Annotated in this window: 16 protein-coding genes; 7 read left to right on the top strand and 9 right to left on the bottom strand. The window is 50.9% G+C overall.

The window, feature by feature from the left end:
- Window positions 1-36 precede the first annotated feature (36 nt).
- Window positions 37-1,557: a S41 family peptidase gene (locus F0L74_RS15915; protein ID WP_149838901.1), complete on the top strand. Its 1,521-nt coding sequence runs from the start codon at window positions 37-39 to the stop codon at window positions 1,555-1,557.
- A gap of 25 nt (window positions 1,558-1,582) precedes the next feature.
- Window positions 1,583-2,530: an MBL fold metallo-hydrolase gene (locus F0L74_RS15910; protein ID WP_149838900.1), complete on the top strand. Its 948-nt coding sequence runs from the start codon at window positions 1,583-1,585 to the stop codon at window positions 2,528-2,530.
- 15 nt (window positions 2,531-2,545) lie between these two features.
- Here F0L74_RS15910 and F0L74_RS15905 read toward each other — a convergent pair whose 3' ends face one another.
- A complete protein-coding gene (locus F0L74_RS15905; protein WP_149838899.1) occupies window positions 2,546-3,442 on the bottom strand; it encodes an aldo/keto reductase in 897 nt (298 codons plus the stop codon).
- A gap of 109 nt (window positions 3,443-3,551) precedes the next feature.
- Between F0L74_RS15905 and F0L74_RS15900 the strand changes: the two genes are divergently transcribed.
- Entirely contained in the window at window positions 3,552-4,013 is a 462-nt protein-coding gene (locus tag F0L74_RS15900) for a VOC family protein (protein WP_149838898.1), read from the top strand.
- Window positions 4,014-4,015: 2 nt separating this feature from the next.
- Here the strand turns inward: F0L74_RS15900 and F0L74_RS15895 are convergent, their stop codons facing one another.
- Entirely contained in the window at window positions 4,016-5,350 is a 1,335-nt protein-coding gene (locus tag F0L74_RS15895) for an alpha-L-fucosidase (RefSeq protein WP_149838897.1), read from the bottom strand.
- Window positions 5,351-5,520: 170 nt separating this feature from the next.
- On the opposite strand from F0L74_RS15895, the gene F0L74_RS15890 reads away from it, so the two are divergent.
- The 3 genes from F0L74_RS15890 (at window position 5,521) to F0L74_RS15880 (ending at window position 8,809) form a co-directional block, all read left to right on the top strand.
- On the top strand, window positions 5,521-6,150 hold the full coding sequence (locus tag F0L74_RS15890) for a GIY-YIG nuclease family protein (RefSeq protein ID WP_246197733.1): 630 nt from the start codon (window positions 5,521-5,523) through the stop codon (window positions 6,148-6,150).
- Between the two features lie 287 nt (window positions 6,151-6,437).
- A complete protein-coding gene (locus tag F0L74_RS15885; RefSeq protein ID WP_149838895.1) occupies window positions 6,438-7,667 on the top strand; it encodes a serine hydrolase domain-containing protein in 1,230 nt (409 codons plus the stop codon).
- A 101-nt stretch (window positions 7,668-7,768) separates the two neighbouring features.
- Window positions 7,769-8,809, top strand: coding sequence for a phosphatidylinositol-specific phospholipase C (locus F0L74_RS15880; RefSeq protein ID WP_188316034.1), 1,041 nt, complete (start codon window positions 7,769-7,771; stop codon window positions 8,807-8,809).
- 267 nt (window positions 8,810-9,076) lie between these two features.
- Here F0L74_RS15880 and F0L74_RS15875 read toward each other — a convergent pair whose 3' ends face one another.
- From F0L74_RS15875 to F0L74_RS15855, 5 genes are all read right to left on the bottom strand, one after another.
- A complete protein-coding gene (locus F0L74_RS15875; protein WP_149838893.1) occupies window positions 9,077-10,042 on the bottom strand; it encodes a DUF1735 domain-containing protein in 966 nt (321 codons plus the stop codon).
- An 18-nt stretch (window positions 10,043-10,060) separates the two neighbouring features.
- Window positions 10,061-11,656, bottom strand: coding sequence for a SusD/RagB family nutrient-binding outer membrane lipoprotein (locus F0L74_RS15870; RefSeq protein ID WP_149838892.1), 1,596 nt, complete (start codon window positions 11,654-11,656; stop codon window positions 10,061-10,063).
- A gap of 22 nt (window positions 11,657-11,678) precedes the next feature.
- On the bottom strand, window positions 11,679-15,134 hold the full coding sequence (locus F0L74_RS15865; protein WP_149838891.1) for a SusC/RagA family TonB-linked outer membrane protein: 3,456 nt from the start codon (window positions 15,132-15,134) through the stop codon (window positions 11,679-11,681).
- 174 nt (window positions 15,135-15,308) lie between these two features.
- Window positions 15,309-16,493: a FecR family protein gene (locus F0L74_RS15860; RefSeq protein WP_149838890.1), complete on the bottom strand. Its 1,185-nt coding sequence runs from the start codon at window positions 16,491-16,493 to the stop codon at window positions 15,309-15,311.
- Window positions 16,494-16,572: 79 nt separating this feature from the next.
- Entirely contained in the window at window positions 16,573-17,229 is a 657-nt protein-coding gene (locus F0L74_RS15855; RefSeq protein ID WP_149838889.1) for an RNA polymerase sigma factor, read from the bottom strand.
- 290 nt (window positions 17,230-17,519) lie between these two features.
- Between F0L74_RS15855 and F0L74_RS15850 the strand changes: the two genes are divergently transcribed.
- Window positions 17,520-18,653: a glycoside hydrolase family 88/105 protein gene (locus F0L74_RS15850; RefSeq protein ID WP_149838888.1), complete on the top strand. Its 1,134-nt coding sequence runs from the start codon at window positions 17,520-17,522 to the stop codon at window positions 18,651-18,653.
- 69 nt (window positions 18,654-18,722) lie between these two features.
- Here F0L74_RS15850 and F0L74_RS15845 read toward each other — a convergent pair whose 3' ends face one another.
- Complete coding sequence (locus tag F0L74_RS15845; protein ID WP_149838887.1) at window positions 18,723-21,734, bottom strand: glycosyltransferase family 117 protein; 3,012 nt, start codon at window positions 21,732-21,734, stop codon at window positions 18,723-18,725.
- A gap of 143 nt (window positions 21,735-21,877) precedes the next feature.
- Complete coding sequence (locus F0L74_RS15840; protein ID WP_149838886.1) at window positions 21,878-25,321, bottom strand: right-handed parallel beta-helix repeat-containing protein; 3,444 nt, start codon at window positions 25,319-25,321, stop codon at window positions 21,878-21,880.
- Between the last annotated feature and the right edge of the window lie 16 nt (window positions 25,322-25,337).

The following is a 25,337-nucleotide window of genomic DNA, read 5'->3' as shown; positions in this document are numbered from 1 at the left end:
CCAACGTCTCAATTTTAAAGCAAAAATGCAAGAGCAATGAGAAAACGTTTTACTCCGGCCGGTATACCTATGCTATTAGTGGGGCTGGTTCTCAGCAGTGTATTCTTTTCCTGCAAGAAAGACAACCCAGGGCCAGGCGATAATGGCGGCAACGGCACAGCCCGTTCTGATGAGGATTCTCTTAAGTACCTGATGTACAATATCATGCAGGTGACTTATGCCGACGGCGGCCGCAACAGCAAACAGGGCCTGCCTACCTATTACTGGTATACACAGGTGCCAACGCTGGACCCCTTCAGCAGTAATTACCCCAAGGCGGAGGACCTGCTGACCACCATGATCAGCTATCCTAAACAGGATGGGAAGAACCTGGACCGCTACAGTTTCCTGGACCGTACGGGCGATCTGGCCAACAAGCTGCAGAATGGTATTATAGAAAAAGTGGCTGGGGATGGAACGGGTGATCTGGGAATGGAAGTGACCTATGCCCTGGACAACGCTAACAGAACCCACCTGGTGGTATTGTATGCGGATAAGAACAGTCCCGCCGGACAAGCCGGCGTACAAAGAGGCTGGGAGATCACCGCCATTAACGGTAATACGAATATATCTTATGACGGCGCAAACGGGCCTAATACCCAACGGGTAAATGCTGCGCTGACTGCCTCTTCCGCTTCTTTTACCTTCAGCACCCCAGGCGGCGCTACGTCTAAAGATCTGAGTGCCGGGTCCTACAATGTAAACCCGGTGTTGTTTGATACGGTGTATAATGTGGGCGGCAAACAGGTCGGCTACTTTGTGCTCTACACTTTTTCCAGTGTTACCAATACCAGCGGCGCGGCCACGCCTACCAAAACAGTATTGGACCAGGTGTTCAATAATTTCCGCTCCCGGGGTATTACGGAGCTGATCGCAGATTTCCGGTATAATACCGGCGGCGCGGTAACAACGGCACAATACCTGGATAATATCATTGCCCCGGCCACAGCAAGGGGTAAGGTCATGTATAACTACATCTACAACGATAAAATAAGCCAGAACCTGGCCGCTACCGGCCTGCCTGCTTCCATTAAGTTTGACAATACGCCAGGCGGTCTGGGGCTGAATCATGTATTTTTTGTTACCGGCGGCGAAACAGCTTCCGCCAGCGAGCTAACTTTAAATAACCTGAAGCCTTACATGAACGTAAAACTGGTAGGCGATACCACTTACGGCAAACCGGTGGGCTTCTTTAACTACACGATCTCTGATTATCCCAATGGTAAGGAGAATTACCTGGGCGACCTGTACGCTATAAACTTTGAAACCAAGAACGCGAACCAGCAGGGAGGTTATTACAATGGTATAGCGCCTGACGCCACTGCGCGGGATGTTGTAAGCTATCCCTGGGGCGACCAGCGGGATGAGCACCTTAGCAAGATATTCGCCTATATTAACGGCGGTAGCTTCCGCGAGGCGGGTACAGAGTTGCGGACAAGCACTAATCCCAGCCTGCGTGTGAATATACCGGGTTCTATCCCCAGCCGTCAGTTCAATGGAATGATAGACTTTAGATGATGCCAGTGTGCAGTATATTTACTGCATGAAGCGTATTATCCTAATGATATTAATTTGCTGCGCATGTGTAACGATCACACATGCGCAGTCTGTTTTTAAGGTGGTTCCACTAGGCGTAAAGGGTGGTATCGATGAAAGTGATCTTTCTGCCTACCTGGCCGCTCCAGCGGGATCTGATGATTACATCTGCCTGGATGCAGGTACCCTGCATGCGGGTATACAAAAGGCAATTGACCGCGGCACTTTTCATCAGCCAGCAGGTGCATTCTTAAAACAGCATGTAAAGGCTTATTTTATCTCCCATCCTCATCTGGATCATGTGGCAGGGCTGATCATCAACTCACCGGAGGATACCGCTAAAAACATTTACGGGCTGCCTTTTTGCCTGGATGTTATCCTTGATAAATACTTCAGCTGGCAAAGCTGGGCCAATTTTGGGGACGAGGGCGAAACACCTCAGCTAAAGAAATACCATTATGCTCCTATGACCGCCGGAGCGGTTACGCCGATAGACCATACGCAAATGCAGGTGACCGCTTATCCGCTAAGCCACTCCTCCCCTTACCAAAGCACGGCTTTCCTGGTGAATTATAAGGATAATTATCTCCTGTACCTGGGTGATACCGGCGCGGATGCCGTAGAAAAGTCTGACAAACTGCAACAGCTTTGGCAAACGGTAGCCCCCTTGGTAAAGGCCAAACGGCTAAAAGCCATCTTTATAGAAGTTTCCTTTCCGGAGGAACAGCCCCGCCAACAGCTGTTTGGGCACCTGACACCCAGCCTGCTGATGCAGGAGATGCAGGTATTATCTGGGCTGAGCGGGGCAGATGCTATGGACGGCCTGCCCGTGGTGATCACACATATTAAACCCTCCGGGAATAATGAGGCGCTCATCCGGCAGCAGGTTACCCGGTTGAATAATTTGCATTTGCGGGTGATCTTCCCGGAGCAGGGGAAGCCATTACAGTTTTAACCGGCAAGGCTGCCACTACCTGTGTTGCTCATAACAGTTAGCCGGTACCGCTGCCCGCAGCGTATTTATCTCCTGGGAGGTAAGCATGGGCGCCGCGGAAGCTTTTTCCGCATCTTCCAGCTGGGCAGGCGTACGGATGCCTATTACGGCGGCGCTGATGGCGGGGTGCTGTAATACAAACCGCACCGCAGTCTGGGAAGCGCCACGCTGTGGGTTGGAGACTGCCGCTACGGCATTGGCCGCGCGTTTTACTTCATCCGCCGTATAGTTCAGGAAAGGAGCGGCAGGTTTATCTACCAGCAAGCCTTTGGCTACGCAGCCACGGGCCAGTACCCCGATATTATGTTGTAATAGCAGCTCCAGGCAGCTTTCTTCCGGCCGCCTGTCCAACAGGCAATACTGCATCATTACGCTCACTATATTGGACCGTTTTACATATTCCCGGATCACATTAGGACGTATAGAGGATATGCCATAATACCGGATCTTTCCCTGCTGCTGCAGTAATTCGAAGGCTTCAATGGTCTCATCGATGGGGTCTTCGAGGGTGCCGCCATGCAGCTGGTACAGGTCTATATAGTCCGTTTGCAGGCGTTGCAGGCTATCTTCCACCGTTTTGAGGATATAGTCCTTCCGGGGGTTCCAATCCCAGCCGCTGCCATCCGGCCGCCATTGGTTACCCACTTTGGAGGCAATGATCACCTCCTGGCGTTTGCCCTGTAAGGCTTTGCCCAGCGTGCGCTCATTCTCTCCCCGGTCATAGAGGTCTGCGGTATCAAAATAGTTAATACCGGCGCCTATAGCCTGATGGATGAGGGCAGCGTTCTCTTCGTCTGATCCCTGTAATGACATTCCTCCAAAAGCAATTTCGCTGATGCGCAACGCGGAGTGTCCTAACAAATGGTAGTTCATGGCGCAAATCTAGGAAATAACCGATGCTTGCAGGTGTAAATTCCACATCGTATATTGTTAGGATAAACGACCAAGCTGGCCGACACTAAGAAAAACAAATATTAAACGGATGAAAAAACTGATTGTCACCGGCCTGCTCATCAGCGCTGGTATTGCAGGTCTGTCATTGAACGCCCATGCGCAGCATAAACCCACGGCATTAAACCATATAGCCGTTTCCGTATATGACCTGCAAAAAAGTACGGCCTTTTACAGGGATGTATTACAGATCGATACCATGCCGGAACCTTTCCACGACGGCAAACATACCTGGCTAAAAGTGGGGCCGCATGCCCAGCTGCACCTGATCAAAGGCGCTCCGGAAATCACCCAGCATGATATTGCTTCGCACCTGTGCTTTACCGTACCTTCTGTGGATGATTTTATCACTAAACTCAATAAGCTCAAGATCCCCTATCGTAACTGGCAGGGCCAGCAACAGCAGATCACCCTGCGGGTAGATGGCGTAAAACAGCTGTACCTGCAGGATCCTGACAATTATTGGATAGAGATCAATGATGATAAATACTAGGCCTATTTGGCGCCTTCCAGTTCCGCCCGTGTGGAGCGATCATTATACGGGCGGTACTGCACCTTCTCTATTTTCAGCACTACAGGGTTAGGCCATTGGTTATTGGTATAAAAACGCTGGCCGTTCACAGCACTGATCACCAGCCCAATGGGTGTGCTCTTTACATAGATGTGCGCATCAAAACCCTTTTTGTACTCCACCAGTTCGCTGCCATAACCCAATACGGATACTTTTGTCTGATGGCTGCCCTGCAGTGTTTTCAGCACCAGGTCCTTCCGCTCTCCATATTTCCAGGCTTTGCCGGCAGGCACAAAGGCATATACCGTAGTGCTATCATCCTTAGCGCGGGTAAACCAGATATCTCCTTCGCGGATAATATGCCAGGGCCGTATACCGGCCACCGCTTCTTCATTGGCCATATTCCACAGCGCCAGTTCACGCAGCAGCGCATCCTGCTCCACCTGTATCTCGCCATTGGGTTTGGGGCCTACGTTCATTAACAGGTTGCCGCCTTTAGCGCGTGTCTCGATCAACATATTAATGATCTCTGTGCCGGATTTCTGCGGGTCGTTGGTGGGTTTATACTGCCAGTCTGTGCCCATGGTAAAACAGGCCTCCCAGGGGCCAGGTACCGGCTGGTCCGGCAGTTCCTGTTCCGGGGTACGCATTTGTCCCCTGGTAACAACAATATCCGGCTGCAGCTGCCAGGCGTATTCCTTTAAGCCTTCTGCCGGGCCATCAAAGAAAATGAGGTCTATTTTGCCGTATTGTGTAAGCAATTCCTTTATCTGCGCTTTATCATAGGCCATCAGCTCCGGGTTATTGGCCGGGAAATGCTGCGGTACCTGCATTCTGCCCAGGGGGATCTTATGCTGGTAGAAATAGTAAAAATCTTCCGGGGAGAAGTACAGCCCAATGGCGATGCCCTGCTTACGGAAGGCGGTTATGATCTCGCGTAGCGCATCCCGTTTAAAAGGCGTGTGCATTACGTTGAAGTCTGTGGTCTTTGTATCCCACATACAAAAGCCTGCATGGTGTTTGGTGGTGAAGACCACGTATTTCATACCGGCCAGCCTGGCGAGCACGGCCCATTCTTCCGGATCAAATTGCTTAGGATTGAAGGTCTGCGGCAGCTGTGTAGTGAATTTTTTAAGATAGTCTTCAGAGGCGCCGGCCATAGAGTGGCTGATCACCGCGCCAATCTGCACATCCACGCTCCAGTGAATGAACATACCCAGCCCCATGTCCATGAACCACTGCTCCCTTTGGGGCTTGTTCTGCGAAAAACCGGTGATGCTGGCCAGCAGCAAACCTACAAACAGGCAATACCTACGCATAGTTGTTAAACTTGTTGTGTGTACAAAATACAATCAAAATCAATTGGCTGTAATGCCTGCCTGTGTGCGCCCGTTTCTTGCGCTTATTTGTGGTCACGAATTAAAAGTTCGCTCATTATGATAAAATTTTTATTTTCGTGTATATGGAACAGGTACAAAACGGACATTCAGTGTACGTTATTAAAACCGGGAAGAACCTCTATAAGATCGGCAAAACGCAGGATCTCCAGGCGAGGTTATCTTCTTACCGTACCCATATGCCCTTCCTGTTCCGCCTGGTAAGACAGTATATCACCCCTGATATGGGCGAACTGGAAGAAAGCCTGCACATGGCCTTTCAGCACAAGCGTGTAAAAGGCGAATGGTTTGAGCTGGCAGCAGACGACCTGGTGATCTGTGATAATATTGCCCGCAGCTTTGAGCGCCTGCGCCGCAAAACCTCCCGCAAACAAATAGCCGCCATCCGGTACAGCAGCGATCCCTTGCTGCAGGTGATGGAAGCCAACGAAAAATACCTGCAGGATTATTCCCACGTAGCCAGGGACCTGGAACTAGGCCTGAGCATAGATGAAGTATTTGCCCTGCATGACGGCGACGTTAGCATGGCGGTGATCACTACTGTAGACAGGCTGCTGCAATACCGCACCCCTAATTCCGCATTGCTGGGGCAGTGGTGGTATATTGTAAATGACCTGGGCACCGGTATGAGCGAAACTAAGGTGTTGCAGAAATACAAAGGACAAACCAGCCGCACTACGGTACGCATGATCAAACGGATCCTGGAAAACCAGTTGTATTGAAGCCCTTTCCGCCATCCTGATACTTATTCAAATAGATCTCAGCGTACCAGGTTACATTCATCGCCCCTATCCTCATCTGTATTCCCGTAGTTATTCAAACAAATCCCGGAACACCGTCCAATCGTTGTGTGGATATGTTTTTCTCATGTGGATAAAAAGCTGGATAGCAGTTTCACCACAATGTCATAGCAGTTTCACTGCAATATCACCACCATATCCACTTATCTAAATTTTTTTTTGCATCCATCCGTATTAAAAACTTTCATCATTTTTTGTACTTTATACGAATGAAACGTATTCTTCTGATCACGCTGTTGATTGGCAGCACATTCCTCACCTTTGCCCAATCCAAACAGGCTAAGACCGCGGCATACTTCCCTCCGCGGGGCGCCTGGGAGCACCGCTCCGCCGCCATGCTGGGATTGGATTCCGTTAAGTTGCAGGCCGCCATTCAATTTGCCAGGGAGAACGAATCCAGGTACCCCCGCAACCAGGAGCTTACCCAGGCCATGCAGTTTGGCAAAGAACCTTACAGCGCCGGCATTGGCCCTTTCTCTGACCGGGGAGAACCAACCGGCGTGATCGTATACAAAGGATATATAGTAGCAGAGTGGGGAGAGCCGTTACGGGTAGATATTACAAACAGCGTTACAAAAAGTTTTCTTTCCAGCGTAGTGGGTATAGCGGTAGATCGTGGTCTTATACACAGCGTATACGATACCGTGGCGCCTTATATACCGCCCATCGAGGTATTTAACCCGCTGGCAGCAGCGGGCGGCGCACCAGCGCCGGGGCAGACTTCCCTGTTATATCCTTTTGCCAGTGAGCATAACCGCACCCTTACCTGGGATGTGATGCTGCGGCAAACCAGTGATTGGGAAGGTACGCTCTGGGGTAAACCAGATTGGGCAGACCGGCCTGTGGGCAATGACCCTGAGCAGTGGCAACACCGCAAACGGAATGCGCCCGGCACGGTATATAAATATAATGATGTACGGGTAAACGCGCTGGCCCTGGCAGCCACTTGTGTATGGCGGCAGCCCTTACCACAGGTACTGAAAAATACCATTATGGATCCCATTGGGGCTTCCAATACCTGGCGCTGGTATGGTTACCGTAATGCGTGGATCGTGCTGGATGGCTCGCCGGTGCAGTCTGTAAGCGGCGGCGGCCACTGGGGCGGCGGTATGTTCATCAGCGCATATGATATGGCGCGATTTGGATTGCTGACTTTACACCGGGGCAATTGGGCAGGCCAGCAATTGCTGTCAGAACAGTGGGTAAAACAGGCGTTAACGCCCACGCAGGCACAGCCTACCTACGGTTATATGAACTGGTTCCTGAATACGGACCGTAAGCTGGCGCCCAGCGCGCCTGCAACAGCGTTCATCCATATAGGCAACGGCACCAACATGATCTATGTAGATCCGGAACATGAGCTGGTGGCGGTGGTGAGATGGCTTGACAATAAAGCGATGGATGGCGTGATCAATAAAATACTGTCCGCAGTAAAATAGTTTGCAATGCCATAATAATATTACTAAATTGTTATAACATGCGGATGTAGCGAAGGATGCAGCCGACGCGCCGTAATTTTACGAAACCTACAACTGTTACTATGAAAAGGCAAACTTTCATTGTTACCACCTCGTGCCTGGTGGCAATGGTATCTTTGTTTGGCTGTAAAAGTGAGCTTCAAATAACCAGGGGGGCCACTACCGAAACACCTGCGCCAACAACACTTGCGGCAGCCAGCTCCGTATCTCTTGATAACTGGATGGCTGCCATTCCCAACAACTACCGGCTTACTCAGCTTTCATTGCCGGGTACCCACAATGCCTGTGCGCGTTACGAGCCGTTACGCGGCACGGCTAAATGCCAGCGGCTAACGGTGGATGAACAGCTGAATGCCGGTATCCGTTTCCTGGACATTCGTTGCCGGCACATTGACAACACCTTCTCCATCTATCACGGCGCTATTTACCAGAAGCAGGACCTGGACGCGGTACTGGCCGCCTGCTCTACCTTCCTGGACAAACATCCCAGCGAGTGTATTATCGTGAGCATCAAGGAGGAATACCATCCGGCCAACAACACGCGCAGTTTTGAAGCCACTTTTGGCGATTATGCGCAACGTTATGCCGGCAAATGGTACCTGGGCACTACGGTGCCGCCGCTAGAACAGGTAAGAGGCAAGATCGTACTGCTACGCCGTTTTGAAGCGCGCCGCCCTATTGGTATTGACGCTTCCGGCTGGAGCCGTAACAGTACCTTTACCATTAACAATGGCGACACGCCACTACGTGTGCAGGACGAATTTGTGGTGCCCAGCAACCGGGCCAAGTGGCATACCAGCACTGCATTACTTACAGAGGCCCGTTCGCAGGCCGACGAGGCGTCACTATATATCAACTTCACCAGCGGTTACCGCCCCCGGCCCGCCCTGTTCCATATTCCTAACATTAAAAAGGTGGCTTACGCCATGGGGAACCGCATTACCCGTTTCTTCAGCGATAACCCGCAGGGCCGGTTTGGCATTATTGTAATGGATTTTGTGGACGAGCAAAAGGCAGCGCTGGTGATCACCACTAATTTCCATCCCGCATCGCCCGCTCAGAAGGAGACCAAGTCCACTTTTGTGCTAAATCAGGCAAAATAATATCGGTTAAACCATATGGTAAATTCATATTTTTGACCGTGGGTGACTAATACGTTATCAGAACACGACATGTAGATTACCCTTTGGGCCGCGATGCGACCAACATAACGGTCCTGGAGGCTGTATCCAACGATGCAGCCTCTTTTTATTGGGGCAGGCATATAAAAATATAGCCCCCCGTGAGACGGGGGGCCACTTGCTTATGGGGGAAGCCCTTTGCCTGGCTTCCGGTCTTTGCCTAAGTGCAGTTCGAAAACTGTTTACCTATTATCTTGGACGCTTGTACGTTAGCTTTTCTTTAAATGTGGTCCTTAAAACGCCGTTCTGCGTCATGGTATAAGACACCTCTATCGATACCACCTTACCTTCCTGGTCAAACGTTACTTTATTTACCCCGGTAGGATCCAGTTCCGCGGAACGTTTAAGACTGCCCGCCAGCTGCCCGAAATAGTTGGTAACGCTTGTTACGGTACCATTATCATCCATGACAAACAGGGGGCTGTAAGTGCCGTAATAAGAGCCGGAGGCGCCGCTTTTGATGGGATGCCCGTAGCCGCTCGCCACGTTGTGGTCATACATGGCCACGCCGTTACGGGATTGCGTGATCAGGTCCACCTCGCCCGGGTAGAAGACAATGCTGGCAGTGGTATTATCCACCAGGGAGCCTGTCATCTCATACACGCCATCATAGATATTACGCGCGGCAAATGAATAAAGGGCTATACCAAAATTGCCGCTTACTATGCCGGATGACACGGCAGAGATCTTTAGCGGTAATGCATAACTAACATCAAAGCTAAAATCGGCCGTGCGGATGATCGTGACCTTTAGCTGTACGCGGCGTTCCCCTGCTTTGATCACGCCTGTAGCTGGGAGGCGGAAGATGCTGGCCGGCGGGGTGGTGTAGTGCCCGTCCTGGTCTGCGTTGAAAGCAGCCAGTGCGTCTTCATCTATCGCCAATGATACCGTTATATCCTGTGGCGCTACGTCTGCGCCGGCATAGTTGAGGTTTACATTAAAGGTAGTAGAATCATTGAGCCCCAGGTTGCCCAGGTCAATGGCAAAACGCGGGTGAATGGCCCCTGCGGCGGATGCGATAGTGCCGGTATTGGCAAATTCCACTACGTTATTGGACTGTGCAGGATCTACCGACAGGTGGTCCTTTATGCAGGAGGTGAATGCCAGCGCCATGATGGCGGGCATTACCCTATATATGATCTGTTTTACGAGCATATGCGTGCTATTTATACTTTATTGTAAAGCCCAGAAAATAAGGGAAGAAAATGCGCTGATCCCTTTAGGCATATTGACAGAATTATTGGATGCTTCCGTATTGGGATACAGTATCCTGGTAGGCAATCTATCCGGCCGGGGGCTAATGGATTGCGTGGATGCAAACGTAAGCGTTGCATTACTGGAGCCATTCACAATAGCGGGGTAATGCGTTCTGCGGTATTCATTCCATGCCTCGTGGCCATGGATAAAGTTGAGCGCTATGTACTTCTGCGTAATGATGGCTTCTATCTGCTGGTTAAGACCCGCAGCCTTGTCAAAATGCACCAGGTAGCTATCGGGGTTATCTGCCATATAGCTGGAGTAGTCCAGTTCCGGGTTCCAGTCATCGTCATAGGTACCATCCGGTTTCTGGTACAGGTAATTAAAGGATGCCTGTACGCCGGCGTCAAACAGGGTGTTGGCGTTTTGGCCGGTCAGGATACCCCGCACCGCGGCTTCTGCCTGCAGCAGATAACTTTCTGCGGCCAGCAGGATAGGCTCGCCCCAGGATGGCGCTTTAAAAATGCCAATGCTGTTGCCTGCGGAACCGCTGCTCCTGTCTGCCTCCGCATTAGCGCCGGACAACCAGGCCCCGCCAGTGGGCGCCGCCGGTACGCTGTTGCTTTCAAAACCCAACTGGTTCACCGTGGTGCCGGGAAAGCCGTAGTAAATGGCATAACCGCGGTAATCACTGAGTTTTTGCCCGTTGTAGAAAGAAAGTATAAAGCGGCTGGGGATCCAGGCCCGGTTGGCATTGGCGCCGGTGTAAGTGTATACCCATCCGTTCCAGGCGGGGTTCTGTTTGCCGTTATCCCTTGTATAACCGGGGTTTACAATCGCGTCTGTTTCCAGGAATCCGGCTTCATCAAACGTAGTATTGGCAAAGGTCACCTTACCGCTGCCGCGTACTATCAGGCGTAATTTGATGGTATTGGCCAGTTGTTTCCAGCGGGTCATATTGCCCTTGAACATAGGATCGGCAGCGCCCAGGTCTTTTACGTTGCTGGTGGAGCTGCCCTCCTGGCGGGCCTCTGTGGCTTTGATGATCCCGATGGCAGAATCCAGCTGTACGGCCAGGGCTGCATAGACATCGGTTGCCTTGTCATAAGCCGGCGTTAACTCCCCTACCCCATTCAGTGCCTCTTTATAAGGCACATCGTTATAGGCATCCACCAATAGCTGAAAATTCATTGCTTTCATTACCCTGGCTGCGCCGTTGAAGTAGCCATAATCCGGCAGGGTAGCCGTTTGGTTGATCACATACTGGAAATCATTTAACACGTCATAAGTAGTGCTCCACAGACCCGCCGCGGTGGCGTTACTGAAATCATACGTAACGGCGGAGCCAAAGCCGCCATAACCGCCCGCATTGGCCATATACCCTACCAGCTGGGAACCGTAGTTGTTATAACTGCTGATGTTGGAAGCGGTAAATACAAGCGCCTGGGGCAATACCACTTCCGGCGTTCCGGAAGTAGCGGTGTTTGGATTCTGATTAATATCCAGGTACTTTTTGCAGGAGCTGCTTAATGCAAGCATCCCTATGGATATATAAAGTGCTAATTTCTTCATTGTGCTGAGTTTTAAGATGCAGTTAGAATGTCAGGGACACAGTAGCGCCATAAAAGCGGGAAGGAGGCGTTTGCCCCAGGCCCGTAAGCCCAATACCGTTGCTATCATTACCTGCATCGCTATATTCAGGATCCGTATAATAATTTGATTTGGCCAGCCATATAAACAGGTTCCTGGCCTGCAGGCTGATGGTAGCCGCCTTGATGATCTTTAAACGCCGCAGCGCTGCCGCCGGCACGTCGTAAGAAACGGCAATCTCACGCAGCTTCCAGAAGTCGCCGGAGGTGATATAGTTAGAGGCCACCGTACGGTTTTCATCATTACTCCAGAAACCGGAATTACCATTGGCTTCTGTGAGGGTGATATTGGTGTTCTTAATGTAAGTACCCGGACGGTTAGGATCTTCGTATACGGAGTTGGGGAATACAAAGCGGTCGCGGTTAAAGGTGGTGGTACGGATACCGGTGCCAGCCCAATCCAGCTCAGAGCCCATGTTGTTGTACACCATATAGCCGGCGCGGTATTCAAACAGCGCAGAGAAACGGAACTGCCGGAAGCGGATGTTCAGGTCCAGGCTCAGGCGGTTCCTGGGAACGGCATTGCCCAGGATCTTAATGGTATCATCTACATAAGGAGCGCCGGTTACGCGGTCTACCACTACATGGCCTTCCGGATCGCGGCGGTAATCCTTACCCATGATCACAGGAAAGAACTGGCCTGTTACCGCATAGGAACCGGTGCCGGTTGTATAGGACGACAAGGACAAACGGGGCAGATCGGCGCTGATGTTATTTACCTTATTATCCAGGTAAGTATAATTGCCGCCTACCACCAGTTCAAAATCACCGGTTTTAATGGGGGTGAAATGCGCGGTCAGCTCCAGGCCTTTGCTGGTGGTTTGCCCGCTGTTTACGCGATAGGATGAAAAGCCGGTGGCATTGGAAACGGCGGTATTCACCGTTTGATTATCTGTTTTGGTATTGTACCAGGTAACGGAGGTAACGATACGGTCGTTCAGCAGGTTCATATCAAAACCTACTTCATAACCTTTAGTGATCTCCGGTTTAAGGCTGGCGGATACCAGCGTGTTGTTCAAGGTATAACCAGCTACACCGTTATAGGGATAACCGTTTGACTGGCTAAAGGTCTGCTGCAGATAGTAAGCGCCAAAATCGTCCCGGGTGCCCAGGTTCACCTGACCTACTTTAGACCAGCCGCCCCTGATCTTCAGGAAGGTGATGGCCCTGCTTTCCTTTAACGCGCGGAAGGCATCGCTGGCCACAAAGGACAGGTCTACTGATGGATAGAAGAATGAGCGGTTTTCCGGAGCAAGGTTAGAAACCCAGTCGTTACGGCCCGTACCGTGCAGGAACAGCATGTTCTTATAGCCGATGCGGAAATCGCCATAGAGCCCCATCTGACGGCTTTTATAGTTGGCTTCCGTGGCCGTGGGATTGGAGGTACTGTTGCTTACGTTATACAGATCAGGGATGGTTAAGCCGCTTGCGCCCACTGTTACCAGTTTTGACTCATCCTGGCGCCACTGTCCGCCGGTGATCAGCTTGAAGCTGAAATCACCATATTCTTTTTGGAACTGCGCAAAGGCATCTGTCAGCAGTTCTGTGGTATAACCGCTTTCATCTGCCACCGTGGCGGGAATATCCGATTTGGAACCGCTGGTAGTTTCTGCATAGCTGGTATAATCAAACGCGCCCACGCTGGATTTGTAGGAGCGGTTCTTTGTGGAGATACCCTGGCGGGCAATCAGGTCTACCCAGCCGGCGGGTGAGTATTTCAACTCTACGTTACCGGTGAGGTAGTCATTCCTTTCCTTGCTGCGGTAGTTATCCACAGAAAAATATGGGTTCAGGTACCAGGGGTTATAGAATCCGTTAGGATTCGCAAACTTATCCGTACGCCAGTATTTATACTTGGTAATATCCACGTTCTGCGGCATGTTCAGCAGGTTGCCATACATGGTGGATGTTTGCGTGGTAAGGTCATTACGGGTCTGGGTGTAGGAAATGCTGTACGTAGCATTTACATAATTGCCGATCTTACGTGTACCATTAGCCCTTAAGTTAGTACGGTTATATTTATCCTTTGGCGTGGTGCCCTTTATAGTGGCATACTGGCCGGATAAATAAAAAGTTGATTTGTCATCCCCATTGGTTACGGAAAAATCTGTTTGGTTCGTAAGCCCACGTTCCCAGAAATTGTTATGCTCTTTATTACCCAGGTACAAAGCGGAATCCTGGCTGCCATCTTCCAGCGGTTGTCCTAACTCCCGTATAGAGCCATCAAAGGCAGGGCCATAAGACTGGTTCTCCAGGTTGGAGAAGATGGGATTGCCGTTTGCATCAAATCCATAGGCGCTGCCGCCGGCGCCATATTTATACTGCAGTTTAGGAAAATAGGCAACAGATTCTACGGTAGTAGTATTGGATACCCTTACCTGTGAAATGCCTTGTTTACCTTTTTTAGTAGTAACGATGATAGCGCCGTTGGAGGCCTGGGAGCCATACAGGGCCGCAGCGCCTGCGCCGTTCAATACCACCAGCTCTTCCACATCTTCCGGGTTCAGGTTACCCAGGATGGTATTGGGCACTATAACGTTATCCAGCACGATCAATGCCTGGTTATTACCGGTAAGGGAACGTTGCCCGCGCAGTATAAGGCGGTAGTTAGGATTTACGCCGCCATTGGTGGCATTGATCTGTAAACCTGCCACCTTACCCTGCAGGCCGCCGGCTATGTTCACGGCCTTGCCTGTTACCAGGGCCTCCGTTTTTATAAAGGTATTGGCGGTGCCTACTTCCCGGCGTTTAGAGCGGATACCGCCGGCTGTAACTATCACCTCTTCCAGCACCGCCGTGCTGGTCTTTAATACAATGCGCAATGGCCCGGCAGACTCCACTTTTATTTCCTGTGACTCAAATCCAACGGACCTGAAAACAAGGGTGCTGCCCAGCGGCACGTTGATCTCAAACTGGCCTGCGCCATCGGTAACGGTGCCTGTGTTCTTTCCTTTCAGCTGTACCACGGTACCTGGTATGGGGCCACCGTCAGAGCTGATCACCACCCCTTTAACGGGTGGCAACGCATCCGGCCCCGCACTAAAATCAGTATGCGGGGCAGCCATGGGTTTTCTTTTGATGATCACCACCTTGTCTACAATTGTGTAGGTAAGCGGTTGTTCCTGGAAGCACAGCTTTAATACGGCCTCCAGGTTTTCGCTTTTAACAGTAAGGTTTACATGTTGCGTTTGCTCGAGGTCTTCCCGGGAGTATACGAACGAGTAGCCTGTTTGCTTCTGGATCTCCTTAAAGGCGGTAGCCAGCGGAGTGTTCTTTAAGGAGAGGGTGATGGTTTGCGTATTACCGGCATTCGCGGCGCCCGCAGGCAGAAAAGTGGCAAAGAGTAGTACGGGTAATACGAATAGCGTAGCTAGCCTGTTTTTACACCAGACGAGGATCATAGATTCGATTTTGGTTGATTAATAAATATTCAGAAACACGACGGTTTAGATTACCCTCAGGGCAGGCAATGCGACCAACATTCCTATTCCCTTACTACGGGTATGGCGCTTTGGTTTTTTCTACATTAACAGCTCGTATTTAAAGGTGAATAATCATTTGTGTCTTTTATCTCATCAATTTAATGGCTGCGTAACGGTTATTTTACGACCTTCTATCTTAAAGCGCAGGCGCCCCGTGAGCTCCAGCATGGTCAATAATTTAGATACAGGCACATCCCGGGGGATAGTGCCTACAAAATGCTGCGGCGCCCTGTTCTCATAAACCACCTCCGCATCATACCAGCGCTGCACCTGGCGCATAATGGCGCTTATATCATCATCGTTGAAGGAGAATTGGCCATCTTTCCAGGCGATAACAGCAGCGGTGTCTATATCCATGGCCAGCTGAAAATCGTTATCCTGCCTCAGCTGCATCTGCTGGCCAGGCTGCAGCACCCAGCTATCTGTACCGCGCCGCACCCGTATTCTGCCATCCAGCAAGGTGGTGCGCATTATATCCTCATCCTGGTAGGCATTGATATTAAAACGCGTACCCAGCACCGTGATCTCTATACCATTTACGGTTACTTTAAAGGGCCGTGCCGCATCTTTTGCTATCTCCATGTATACCTCTCCGCTAACAGCCACCTTACGCTCACTGCCGGTAAAAGCAAGAGGATAGGTGATGGATGACGCCGCATTGAGCCAGATCCGGCTGCCATCCGGCAATACCAGGCGAAATTGCCCGCCGCGTGGCGTAGACAGGGTATGGTAGCCTGCTGCCCGGGTTTTAGCGCTATATGCCAGCTCACCACTATCCAACTTAAACATATGTATGTACTCCGTCTGCGCCTGTGAATAGTTGCTATTGTACAGCGGCAGCGCTGCGCCGTTCGCCAGGGTAAGCACGGCTTTGCTGCCACCGGGCGGTATATCATTCTTATACCTGCTGTTATTGCCGGTTATTTTATCGTTTGGTTGACGGTAGAACACCAGCAATACGGTACTGCTAATGACCACCAGGATGGCGGCAGCGGCAGCGATCCTATACCAGCGGGAGAACAGCCGTTTTACTACGCCTGGGTTTTGAGCGGGCGCCGGCTGCACGATCCTGTTGTACATATAATCCCAGTCGATAGCTGACTGGAGGGTTCCGGGCCGGATGTTTTCCAGGTGTTTATCGGCCAGCTCCTGCAGCGTTTCCTGCATACCAGGCTCGCTTACCAGCTCGAAAAACTCCTGTAATTCAGTTTCAGTACATAATCCATTGATATATTGCGTATACAAATAGGTTAAGCGGTCGGCTTTTCCACTCCTCATCCGGCGGTGATTTAGGTCTTATAATAAAGTACAGACTGTTTTCAGGGGAAGAAGTACCGGAAAAAAATAAAAAAAATTTTCAGCCATTCATTAACAGGCAGATAGCTACGGTCAGCAACTCCGAATGCCCGGAGAGGTAGATCCTCACATATTTTAATATATCCGTCAGGTTATTCTTCACGGTTTGAACGGAAATACCCAGCTGCTGGGCTATCTCCTGGTGGCTTAACCCATCCCGCCGGCTTAGCCAGAAAATGGCCTGTTTCTTTTCCGGCAGCTGCGCAATGGCCTTATAGATGAGCTGCTGGCTTTCCTGGGCCTGCAAGAGCTCCTCTGTGAGGTTATTGGAGGCGGATATATTGGCCCAGATCATCTGTACGGCTTTTTTATTGCGGGCAATGCTGGTCAGCAGGTCAAGGGCGCGGTTACGCGCCATGGTATAGATGTATTTTTTAGGATAGCTGATTTCCGACAGGTGGGCCCTGTTCTCCCATAATTTCAGGAAGATGTCCTGCACTACTTCTTCTGCTTCTACGGTAGAATGCGACAGCTGACGGGCAAAAATAAAGAGCCGTTCCCGGTACATTTCAAACAATTCGCGGAAAGCAGACTCATTTCCTGCCGCAATACTGTTGAAAAGCTGGGTTTCTTTATAGGCATTTTCCTGTATTTCATCCGTTAACATCTGATCGTTTTTGGCCGGACGGATCCTCTCATTAACGTTATCAACAAACATGTGCTTCTTTTCAATGGGCTTTCATTCCAGGGCGCCAACAGGGGACAGCCCCCATGTGCGGAAGGTTTTGATGCCGGGTTTTCAATAACCAGTCTGTGTCTCTGAAGTTGTTGTTTAAATTTACTCGAAAAATTATTTCTATTTTGTCAAATTCTGATCTTTAATAAATTTTCTATTCGTATGTGCATGGTTTATTTGCAGGTTAAGTTATTTGCTAAATAAGCTAAAATAACATCGATTTCTTTTAGCAGGAGGCATTATCTTAGGAATCTTCTAATACGAACCACGATATGAAAAAGCAAACCCTTTTTTATCTGCTGGCATCAGCTTGTCTGTTTACAGCACCTGTTCATGTAACCCATGCACAATCCAAAAAAGCATCGGCAGACCTGAGCCATTTTCCCAAAGGCAGCACCCCGGAAGAGATTGGCAACCGGGTAGCTAACCGCTTTATCAGCAGCCCGCATGCCCGTAAGAATATTATTATTTACCCGGAAACCTGCGCCTGGTATGGCGCACTGGCATTTGCCAAAGAAACCGGCAACAAGGCAATGGTGGAGCAGCTGGCGCAGCGCTTTACCCCCCTGTTTGGCGCAGAGGCTTCCCTGGTCCCCAAACCGGACCATGTGGATTATACCGTGTTTGGCGCAGTACCGCTGGAATTATATATGCAGACCAAAGACCAGCAATACCTGACCTTAGGGCAACAGATGGCGGATAAACAATGGGGGCCACCGGAAGGACCCCGCGCTAATGCAGAATCCCAGGTGTGGTACGATAAGGGGTATACCTGGCAAACCCGTTTGTGGATAGACGATATGTTCATGATCACCGCCGTACAGGCACAGGCCTACCGCGCTACCGGCGATCGTAAGTATATAGACCGCGCCGCCAAAGAGATGGTGATGTACCTGGACTCCCTGCAGCAGCCTAACGGCCTTTTTTACCATGCGCCGGATGTACCTTATTTCTGGGGCCGTGGCGATGGCTGGATGGCAGCCGGTATGAGCGAACTGCTGCGCTCCTTACCTAAAGACCATCCTGACCGCGCGCGTATTATGAAGGGTTACCAGACCATGATGGCCTCCCTGCTTAAATACCAGGCGCCGGACGGCATGTGGCGGCAGCTGATAGACGATCCTACTGCCTGGCCGGAAACTTCCTGCACCGGTATGTTCACTTTTGCCATGATCACCGGGGTAAAAAATGGCTGGCTGAATGCCGCCACCTACGGCCCCGCCGCCCGTAAGGGATGGCTGGCGCTGATCACTTACCTGAATGACAACAATGATATCCGCGAAGTGTGTGAGGGTACCAATAAAAAGAACGACCATCAATACTACCTGGACCGTGGCCGTATTACCGGCGACCTGCACGGACAAGCGCCTGTGCTGTGGTGCGCTGCGGCATTATTGCGGAAATAGATAATATCTTCATCAAAATAAAAAAGTCCATAGNNCTATGGACTTTTTTATTTTGATCTGAGTACTCAGTTATAACAATTTTCCATCTTTATGATCAAAGGCTGCTTTCATCTTCTGCAGCTGCGGAATAATATATTCCGCGGCCCGCTGGTAATCCTGCTGCATATCGCCGCTTAGCTGCGAAGGCGACAGGGATTGATAGTAGGCTATCTGCTGCTCACAATCTTTGATGATCTTTTGTGAGATCTCATTGCCTTTTTCCGGGTTGCCGGCCAGGTAATAGGCGTAAGCTACCTGCATAGCGTTCATGTTATGGATATTACCCTGGGAGGTCATGCCGTAAGGGATATTATCTTCCCGTATGTTACGGTTCATCGTATCCAGCACATGCAGCGCACGGGTCTTATCTCCTTTGGCAGCCAGGTCAATGGCCAGGCTGGCATATGCGTTGCGCAGCTGTATGAGCATGCTGCGGTTAGGTTCGTCAAAGTATACGCCTTTCACATCTGCGCTGCAGAAAGCGAACTTATTCATCATGTTATCATAAGCCTTATCCGTCCTTACCGGTATACCGTCTGTTACTGCCACATTAGAGTCCTTATCTGAAATGGGTACCAGGCGATAGGTAAGCCCTTCGCGCTGCAGGTAGTCACCCATACCCAAACCGGCGGGAATAGCGGGGTTGGCAAAATAAACCGGGCGATCCCAATGGTTGGCGGCGATGATATCCAGCAGGGCTATATCGTTCTTAAACAGGGAATTTTTGTTCAGGCGGAAAGTAAGCTGTGACATAATACGCGCACTGTCTGCCGCGGCTACCGTACCATTGGCCAATACCTTTGACTTATTCACCGGCAGGAACAGCTGCTGGGAGGGCAGATAGTTCATATATTCTCCGCTGGTCATCAGTAGTTGCGCACGCTGATCATCGCTACCCATAAACCGCAATACTTCTTCCAGGTTATAGAATTTATCCTGCGGGAAGATACCGGCATCGTGGTACATCACATAATTATGCTTATCCCCGGTATACTGGTCCATAGACCAGGTCATACTGATAGGCAGCCCTTTGTTCAGTTGCCGCCGTTGCTGCTGGATATACCATTCAGCGCCCAGCAGGCTGGTATGCACCAGGCGTACATCCGTGCGTATACCTTCCACTTCCTGCGCATACCATAGCGGATAGGTCTCATTATCCCCGGCGGTGAACAGGATGGCGTTAGGCGCGCAGGACTCCAGGTAATCGCGGGCAATATCCCGGGCCAGCACTTTATGTGAACGGTCATGATCATCCCATTCCTGGAAAGCCATTAATGCCGGTACGGCCAGCAGGCAGGTAATAATAGAGAGCTGCGATACATAGGCAAAACGTGTACGGCTTTTTAACCAGGTATGTACGGCCAGCACGCCTAGCCCTATCCAGATAGCAAAGGCATAAAAAGAGCCTACATAGGCATAATCCCGTTCCCTTGGCTGACTACCAGGCTGGTTAATGTACAAGACGATCGCCAGCCCTGTAAAGAAGAAGAGCAGGCCAACCACGAGGCTGTCCTTCCGCCGTTTTTTATAATGGAAAAGGAATCCCATAATACCCAGGATCAGCGGCAGGAAGAACAGGGTGTTATGTGCTTTGCTTTCGCGGATGCTATCCGGCAGCTTGCTCTGATCGCCATACAGCAGGTTATCTATGATGGGGATACCGGATACCCAGTTACTATCCCGTACATTGCCAAAGCCCTGTATATCATTCTGCTTGCCTACAAAATTCCACATGAAATAACGCAGGTACATAAAGTTCACCTGGTAGCCCATAAAGAATTTAATGTTATCCTTAAAAGTAGGCGGCTCGCCCTGGGCTAATCCCAGCCACTGGCGGTAGGCGTCTACATGTCCCTGGTCGTTGCTGTTATCCCATACACGGGGGAACAGCATCATATCTTTACTATCGTATACCGGCTCATAACGCTTACCACTGATCTCATAACGTTTTTCGCCTTTGGAGTAAATATTACCGATCTCTTTATAGTCCGTAGGTTTTGCGGTGAACACCTGTCCGTACAGCAGCGGAAAATCGCCATACTGCTCACGGCCCAGGTAACCTTTTAGCGTAACAGGGTTATCTACATTGAACATATCAATGCCCGGGTTAGCATTGGAACGGATAAGGGTCGTGATATAAGTAGCGTATCCGATGAACAGGAAGGTAGTGCACAGCAATGCCAGTCTTATAAAATAACGGCCTTTGCGCTGCGCCCAGCGGATCCCCCAGATCAGGGCGGCCGCCATCAAGGCTATAAAGAACAGCGCGCCGGAATTAAAGGGCATACCCAGAGAGTTTACAAACCATACATCCATACTGCCGGCAGCTTTGGCCGGGTAGATGATAAACCCTATCTGCACTACCCCGGTAATGGCGCAACCTGTTATAAAGGCCAGCAGCGACCCTTTAACTGTAGGTTTGTAACGGCGGAAATAATATACCATTACAATGGCCGGTATGGTGAGCAGGTTTAGCAGGTGGATACCGATGGACAGGCCGATAATGTAAGCAATAAGGATAAGCCAGCGATCCGCATGCGGCTGATCTGCCTCCCGCTCCCACCGGAGAATGGCCCAGAAAGCCATGGCGGTAAACAGGGATGACATGGCGTACACCTCTCCCTCTACAGCGGAGAACCAGAAGGAGTCTGAGAATGTATAAGCCAGCGCGCCAACGGCGCCTGCGCCCATTATGAGCCATACCTGTTCGCGGGTCATGGCCTCATCCTTTACCAGCAGTTTGCGGGCAAAATAGGTGATGGTCCAGAAAAGGAACAGGATGGTAAAACCGCTGGCCAGGGCGCTCATGACGTTAATGCCCAGGGCAGCCTGCGCGGGCGGCAGCCACATGGAGAACAGGCGGCCTAATAGTACAAATAGCGGCGCGCCGGGCGGATGAGGAATCTGGAGCTTGTAAGAGGCGGCTACAAATTCACCGCAATCCCATAGGCTACCGGTAGCTTCCATGGTAAGCAGGTAAACCGCACACGCCATCAAACACACGATCCAGCCAGAGATGTTGTTGATCTTGTTGAAGTTCATTTTATAAGGGTTTAATTTGAGCAAGGGGGTGCTCCAAAAGGTAGAAAATCTATTCTTAAGGCTATGTTAAAGTGGGATGGAAAAAGGGGAGCCGGCCGGCAGATACCGGCCAGCCCCCCGGGCTGACTGATAGGGGTTTTTCATTATTCTGTATAGATCATCTTAATCGTTTGACCGCCATCATCCGTATCCAGCCGTAGCAGGTACATGCCAGCTGGCAGATGGCCTGGCCGCCATGGAACAAGATGCCTGCCGGCGGTGAGCCGGGTGTTCAGCAATTGCGTTACGATCCGGCCATGCTGGTCAAATACCGTTAAGCGTACTTTCGTATCCTCCGGCAGTTCAAAGATGATATTGGTGTACTGACGGAAGGGGTTCGGGTAGTTCCCGAACTGCCGCACACCGTTCCCAGTACCCTCCAGTACCAGCTCCGGCTTTCTGCCATTATCCATCACCGGTGATGCCGGCGGTATGGCAGCCCGTATGGCGGCAATGATCTTTTCCGCACTGCGGGTCAGTTCCCTGCCTTTTGCCCTTGACAAGCGGTGGAAGTTGGGGAAATTGCGGATACGCGTAAATACGTTCACCACGCCAATAAACACCTGCAGGGTACCAATGGCTGCCCGTGGATTGCCATCCCTGTAAAACCTCAGCGCAGCGCCCAGTAATGCATTCAGGATATCGCCCTGCTGGCGGGTAAGATCTCCGCTGGCTACCAGCGCGTTCACCTGTACGCCCAATTGTACTATCTGTGCTTCTATGCTGTTTTGCTGTTGTACGGTGACGGTGGCGCTATCCTGGTCGTCTTCCGTAATAATGCCATTGTCCGGTTTTGAGTCCGGATCCGGCAGGCCGCTGGCTGTTACTTCCGCTGTATTAGTGATCGTACCTATTTGTGTGACCGTGCCCGTAATTGTTAAGGCAGCCTGTGCACCATTGTTAACAGTGCCTACCAGCCATTGACCGGTAGCATTATTATAAGTGCCGGTGGAAGGGCTAGCCTGAGTAAAGCTGATACCCGCCGGCAACAGGTCCCTTACCACTACGCCGCTGGCATTGGACGGTCCTTTATTAACCAGCTGCAAGGTAAAGCTAACCGGCGCTCCCAAGTTTAGCGTGGTGTTATTAGCGGCCTTTGTCAGTTCCAAATCTGCCAGTTGCACATTACCACCTGATAAGCAGGCGCTGAATTCGCTGGTATTATTAGCAGGGTCAGTGGCCGTTGCGGTCACCACCGCCCCGGGGGACAGCGCTACGCCTGTAAGCACCACCGAAAAAGGGGCATCGCCACTGGCATTGGTTGTTACGGTCTCACTGCCCAGGAAGGTCTGTCCTTCACCAAAACCTGCGGGGTTACAGGCAGCATTAGAGAAGAACTCCAGCTTATAAGCGGTATTGGGCATGCTGTTAAGTGTGCCCTGGATAGTGGTGTTCCCTCCGCTTGTATTAACAGCTGTCAGCACCGGGAAATTCTGCAGGTTATTAGGCCCGGTATCAGCATCACCCGCATCGTTTGGGGTAACGCCATCATTACCCAGGTCAATACCCAACCCCGTATTACTAAAGATGCTATTGGCGCTTATGGGAGAACCGGTACCTGTGCCTGCCAGCATAATGCCCTTAGCGTTGCCGGAAATGGTGTTCCGGCCCATAGTAGCGGTGGCCAAGTCCCTTAGCTGTATAGCGCCGCCGTTATTGGTAATGGTGTTGCTGTCTATCCTGGCCTCACTGCTGCCGTCCAGCACAATGGCGGTACCAACATTATCCGTGATGGTATTGCGGACAAAACTGTTGCCCAGCTTGATGTCAAATAAGTAGAATACCACATCCCGGTCCTTATTGCCGTGTGCATCCAGGTCTTCTATAGATACCTTAAACAGGTCAATGCTTGATTTTTCTCCCTGCAGGCGAAGGGCTGCGCCCAGGTTAAAGGAAAGATCCGTGCCGCCCCCCAGCAACACATCCCCCCTGGCGCCGCCGGTAGCTGCCAGGCCCAGGGTCATACCATCCTTGCCATTTTCACTGCCACTCAGTTTTAACAGCCTGAAAGTAAGCGTGGCCTGTGTTTGCAATTGTACTTTACCAGAGAACCCTTCTGCCCCGTTCTTTGCGTATACATCCCCATTGATAGTAATGGCGGCGGTTACGCCCTGCGCAAAATCGCAGAGGTATTTAAATCCTATGCTGGCATTGGCTTCCCAGTGGTTATTGCTCAACTGTTTGGTACCTGCCGCGCGGAACACCAGGTTAGCTCCGGTTTGCCCGTTCATAGCGGTATCCCCTACCAGCTGCCAGTTAATGGTACCGTTCAGCGATTCATTGATGTCTAATCCCACATCATTACCAAAGCTCAGGTTATTTGAATAGTTCACCTGTATCACCCGGCCCGGCCCAAATGTAAATTTGGCGCCTACTTTAGCTTTGCCGGTGATCTTGTTTTTCAGGATATTGTAATTACCATTGGCATCCAGGAAAATATCTATGCCTACGGAATCAATGTTTGTGAGGATATTTCCCTGAACGCTTAGCTGTTCACCTGCCCGGGTACGGATACCCGCGGTGAATTTGGCCACCGTTCCGTCTTTCCCTACAAAATTGCCCAGTACCAGCACCCCCTTCGACAAACTGCCCTCTACCCATATGCCGGTCTTAGTACCCATTACGGTGTTGCCTTGTCCGGGTGTGGCGCCACCTATCGTATTAACAGGCGCATTCTGGTTCAGTATGCCGCCTTGCTCATTGGCGAGCTCTGTATTACCGGTAAAGTCCTGCCCGATCTTGTTACCAAAGATCCTGTTATCATGGGCGCCATTGGGTTGCCCCGTCTCTGACTGATCCCTGCCCAGGATACGGATCCCATATCCTTTATTGGCGGCAATCACATTGCCCAGCACCCCTACCCCGCCAATGGTATTGCCGGGGGTATTGTCTATAAATATACCATCGCCGCCATTGCCTTTATCGTTAGCGCCCGCCTGGTCTGTACCAATGTATAGGGATTGCAGCAGATGCCCGCCTTCGCCAGGCGGCGGGGTACCGGCGATAAAGACGCCATGGGAAGAAAACTTTGTGATCACCAGGAAGGTAATCTCATCTTTGCCGCCCAGTAATTGTAGCCCAATGGCCGTAGCGCCGGCCATGGAACCGTCTATCTCTATCCGGGATGAATTGGGGGATGCATGGTTGATACCATCTATGGTCACGGACCCTAATACGGAAGGCAAAGCGCCCAATCCCGTGGCGCCTATCGTGATGATGTTATTACCCGTTCCGGGGGCTTCCGGCGCATTGGGGATCTCAAAGAAGATGAAATTGTGATCAAGGTTGCGGTTGCCATTGTGGTTCTGGATGGCAGCGCGGAAAGTGCACTGATCACCGGGCGTGTTTGGATCTACATCACAATGGCCGTCATCGCCGATCTCGCCGGCATCCGGGTCTTCTTCATCACCTAACGTATTTACGGTGAAGGAGACGCCGGTTTGCGCCCTGGCAGCGGCGTAAGGGATCAGCATTAGTAGCAGCAATAATAACAGCAGTTTTAGAAAGTTGTTTTGGGAATGAACAACTGCGCGTATAGCATGTTTCATGGGATGTGTTTTTGGG

This window comes from Chitinophaga agrisoli (genome assembly GCF_008386695.1).
In the GTDB taxonomy this organism is placed as follows: Bacteria; Bacteroidota; Bacteroidia; order Chitinophagales; family Chitinophagaceae; genus Chitinophaga; species Chitinophaga agrisoli.
The sequence above is the reverse complement of the archived record's forward strand: the minus strand, read 5'-3'. Positions and strand labels throughout refer to the sequence as shown.

Coding starts and splice junctions, on each gene's coding strand:
- F0L74_RS15905 (WP_149838899.1), bottom strand. CDS start 3,442: ATGAACTACCATTTGTTAGGACACTCCGCGTTGCGCATCAGCGAAATT.
- F0L74_RS15845 (WP_149838887.1), bottom strand. CDS start 21,734: ATGAACTTCAACAAGATCAACAACATCTCTGGCTGGATCGTGTGTTTG.
- F0L74_RS15885 (WP_149838895.1), top strand. CDS start 6,438: ATGAAACGTATTCTTCTGATCACGCTGTTGATTGGCAGCACATTCCTC.
- F0L74_RS15840 (WP_149838886.1), bottom strand. CDS start 25,321: ATGAAACATGCTATACGCGCAGTTGTTCATTCCCAAAACAACTTTCTA.
- F0L74_RS15860 (WP_149838890.1), bottom strand. CDS start 16,493: ATGAGGAGTGGAAAAGCCGACCGCTTAACCTATTTGTATACGCAATAT.
- F0L74_RS15900 (WP_149838898.1), top strand. CDS start 3,552: ATGAAAAAACTGATTGTCACCGGCCTGCTCATCAGCGCTGGTATTGCA.
- F0L74_RS15910 (WP_149838900.1), top strand. CDS start 1,583: ATGAAGCGTATTATCCTAATGATATTAATTTGCTGCGCATGTGTAACG.
- F0L74_RS15915 (WP_149838901.1), top strand. CDS start 37: ATGAGAAAACGTTTTACTCCGGCCGGTATACCTATGCTATTAGTGGGG.
- F0L74_RS15880 (WP_188316034.1), top strand. CDS start 7,769: ATGAAAAGGCAAACTTTCATTGTTACCACCTCGTGCCTGGTGGCAATG.
- F0L74_RS15870 (WP_149838892.1), bottom strand. CDS start 11,656: ATGAAGAAATTAGCACTTTATATATCCATAGGGATGCTTGCATTAAGC.
- F0L74_RS15855 (WP_149838889.1), bottom strand. CDS start 17,229: ATGTTTGTTGATAACGTTAATGAGAGGATCCGTCCGGCCAAAAACGAT.
- F0L74_RS15895 (WP_149838897.1), bottom strand. CDS start 5,350: ATGCGTAGGTATTGCCTGTTTGTAGGTTTGCTGCTGGCCAGCATCACC.
- F0L74_RS15875 (WP_149838893.1), bottom strand. CDS start 10,042: ATGCTCGTAAAACAGATCATATATAGGGTAATGCCCGCCATCATGGCG.
- F0L74_RS15865 (WP_149838891.1), bottom strand. CDS start 15,134: ATGATCCTCGTCTGGTGTAAAAACAGGCTAGCTACGCTATTCGTATTA.
- F0L74_RS15850 (WP_149838888.1), top strand. CDS start 17,520: ATGAAAAAGCAAACCCTTTTTTATCTGCTGGCATCAGCTTGTCTGTTT.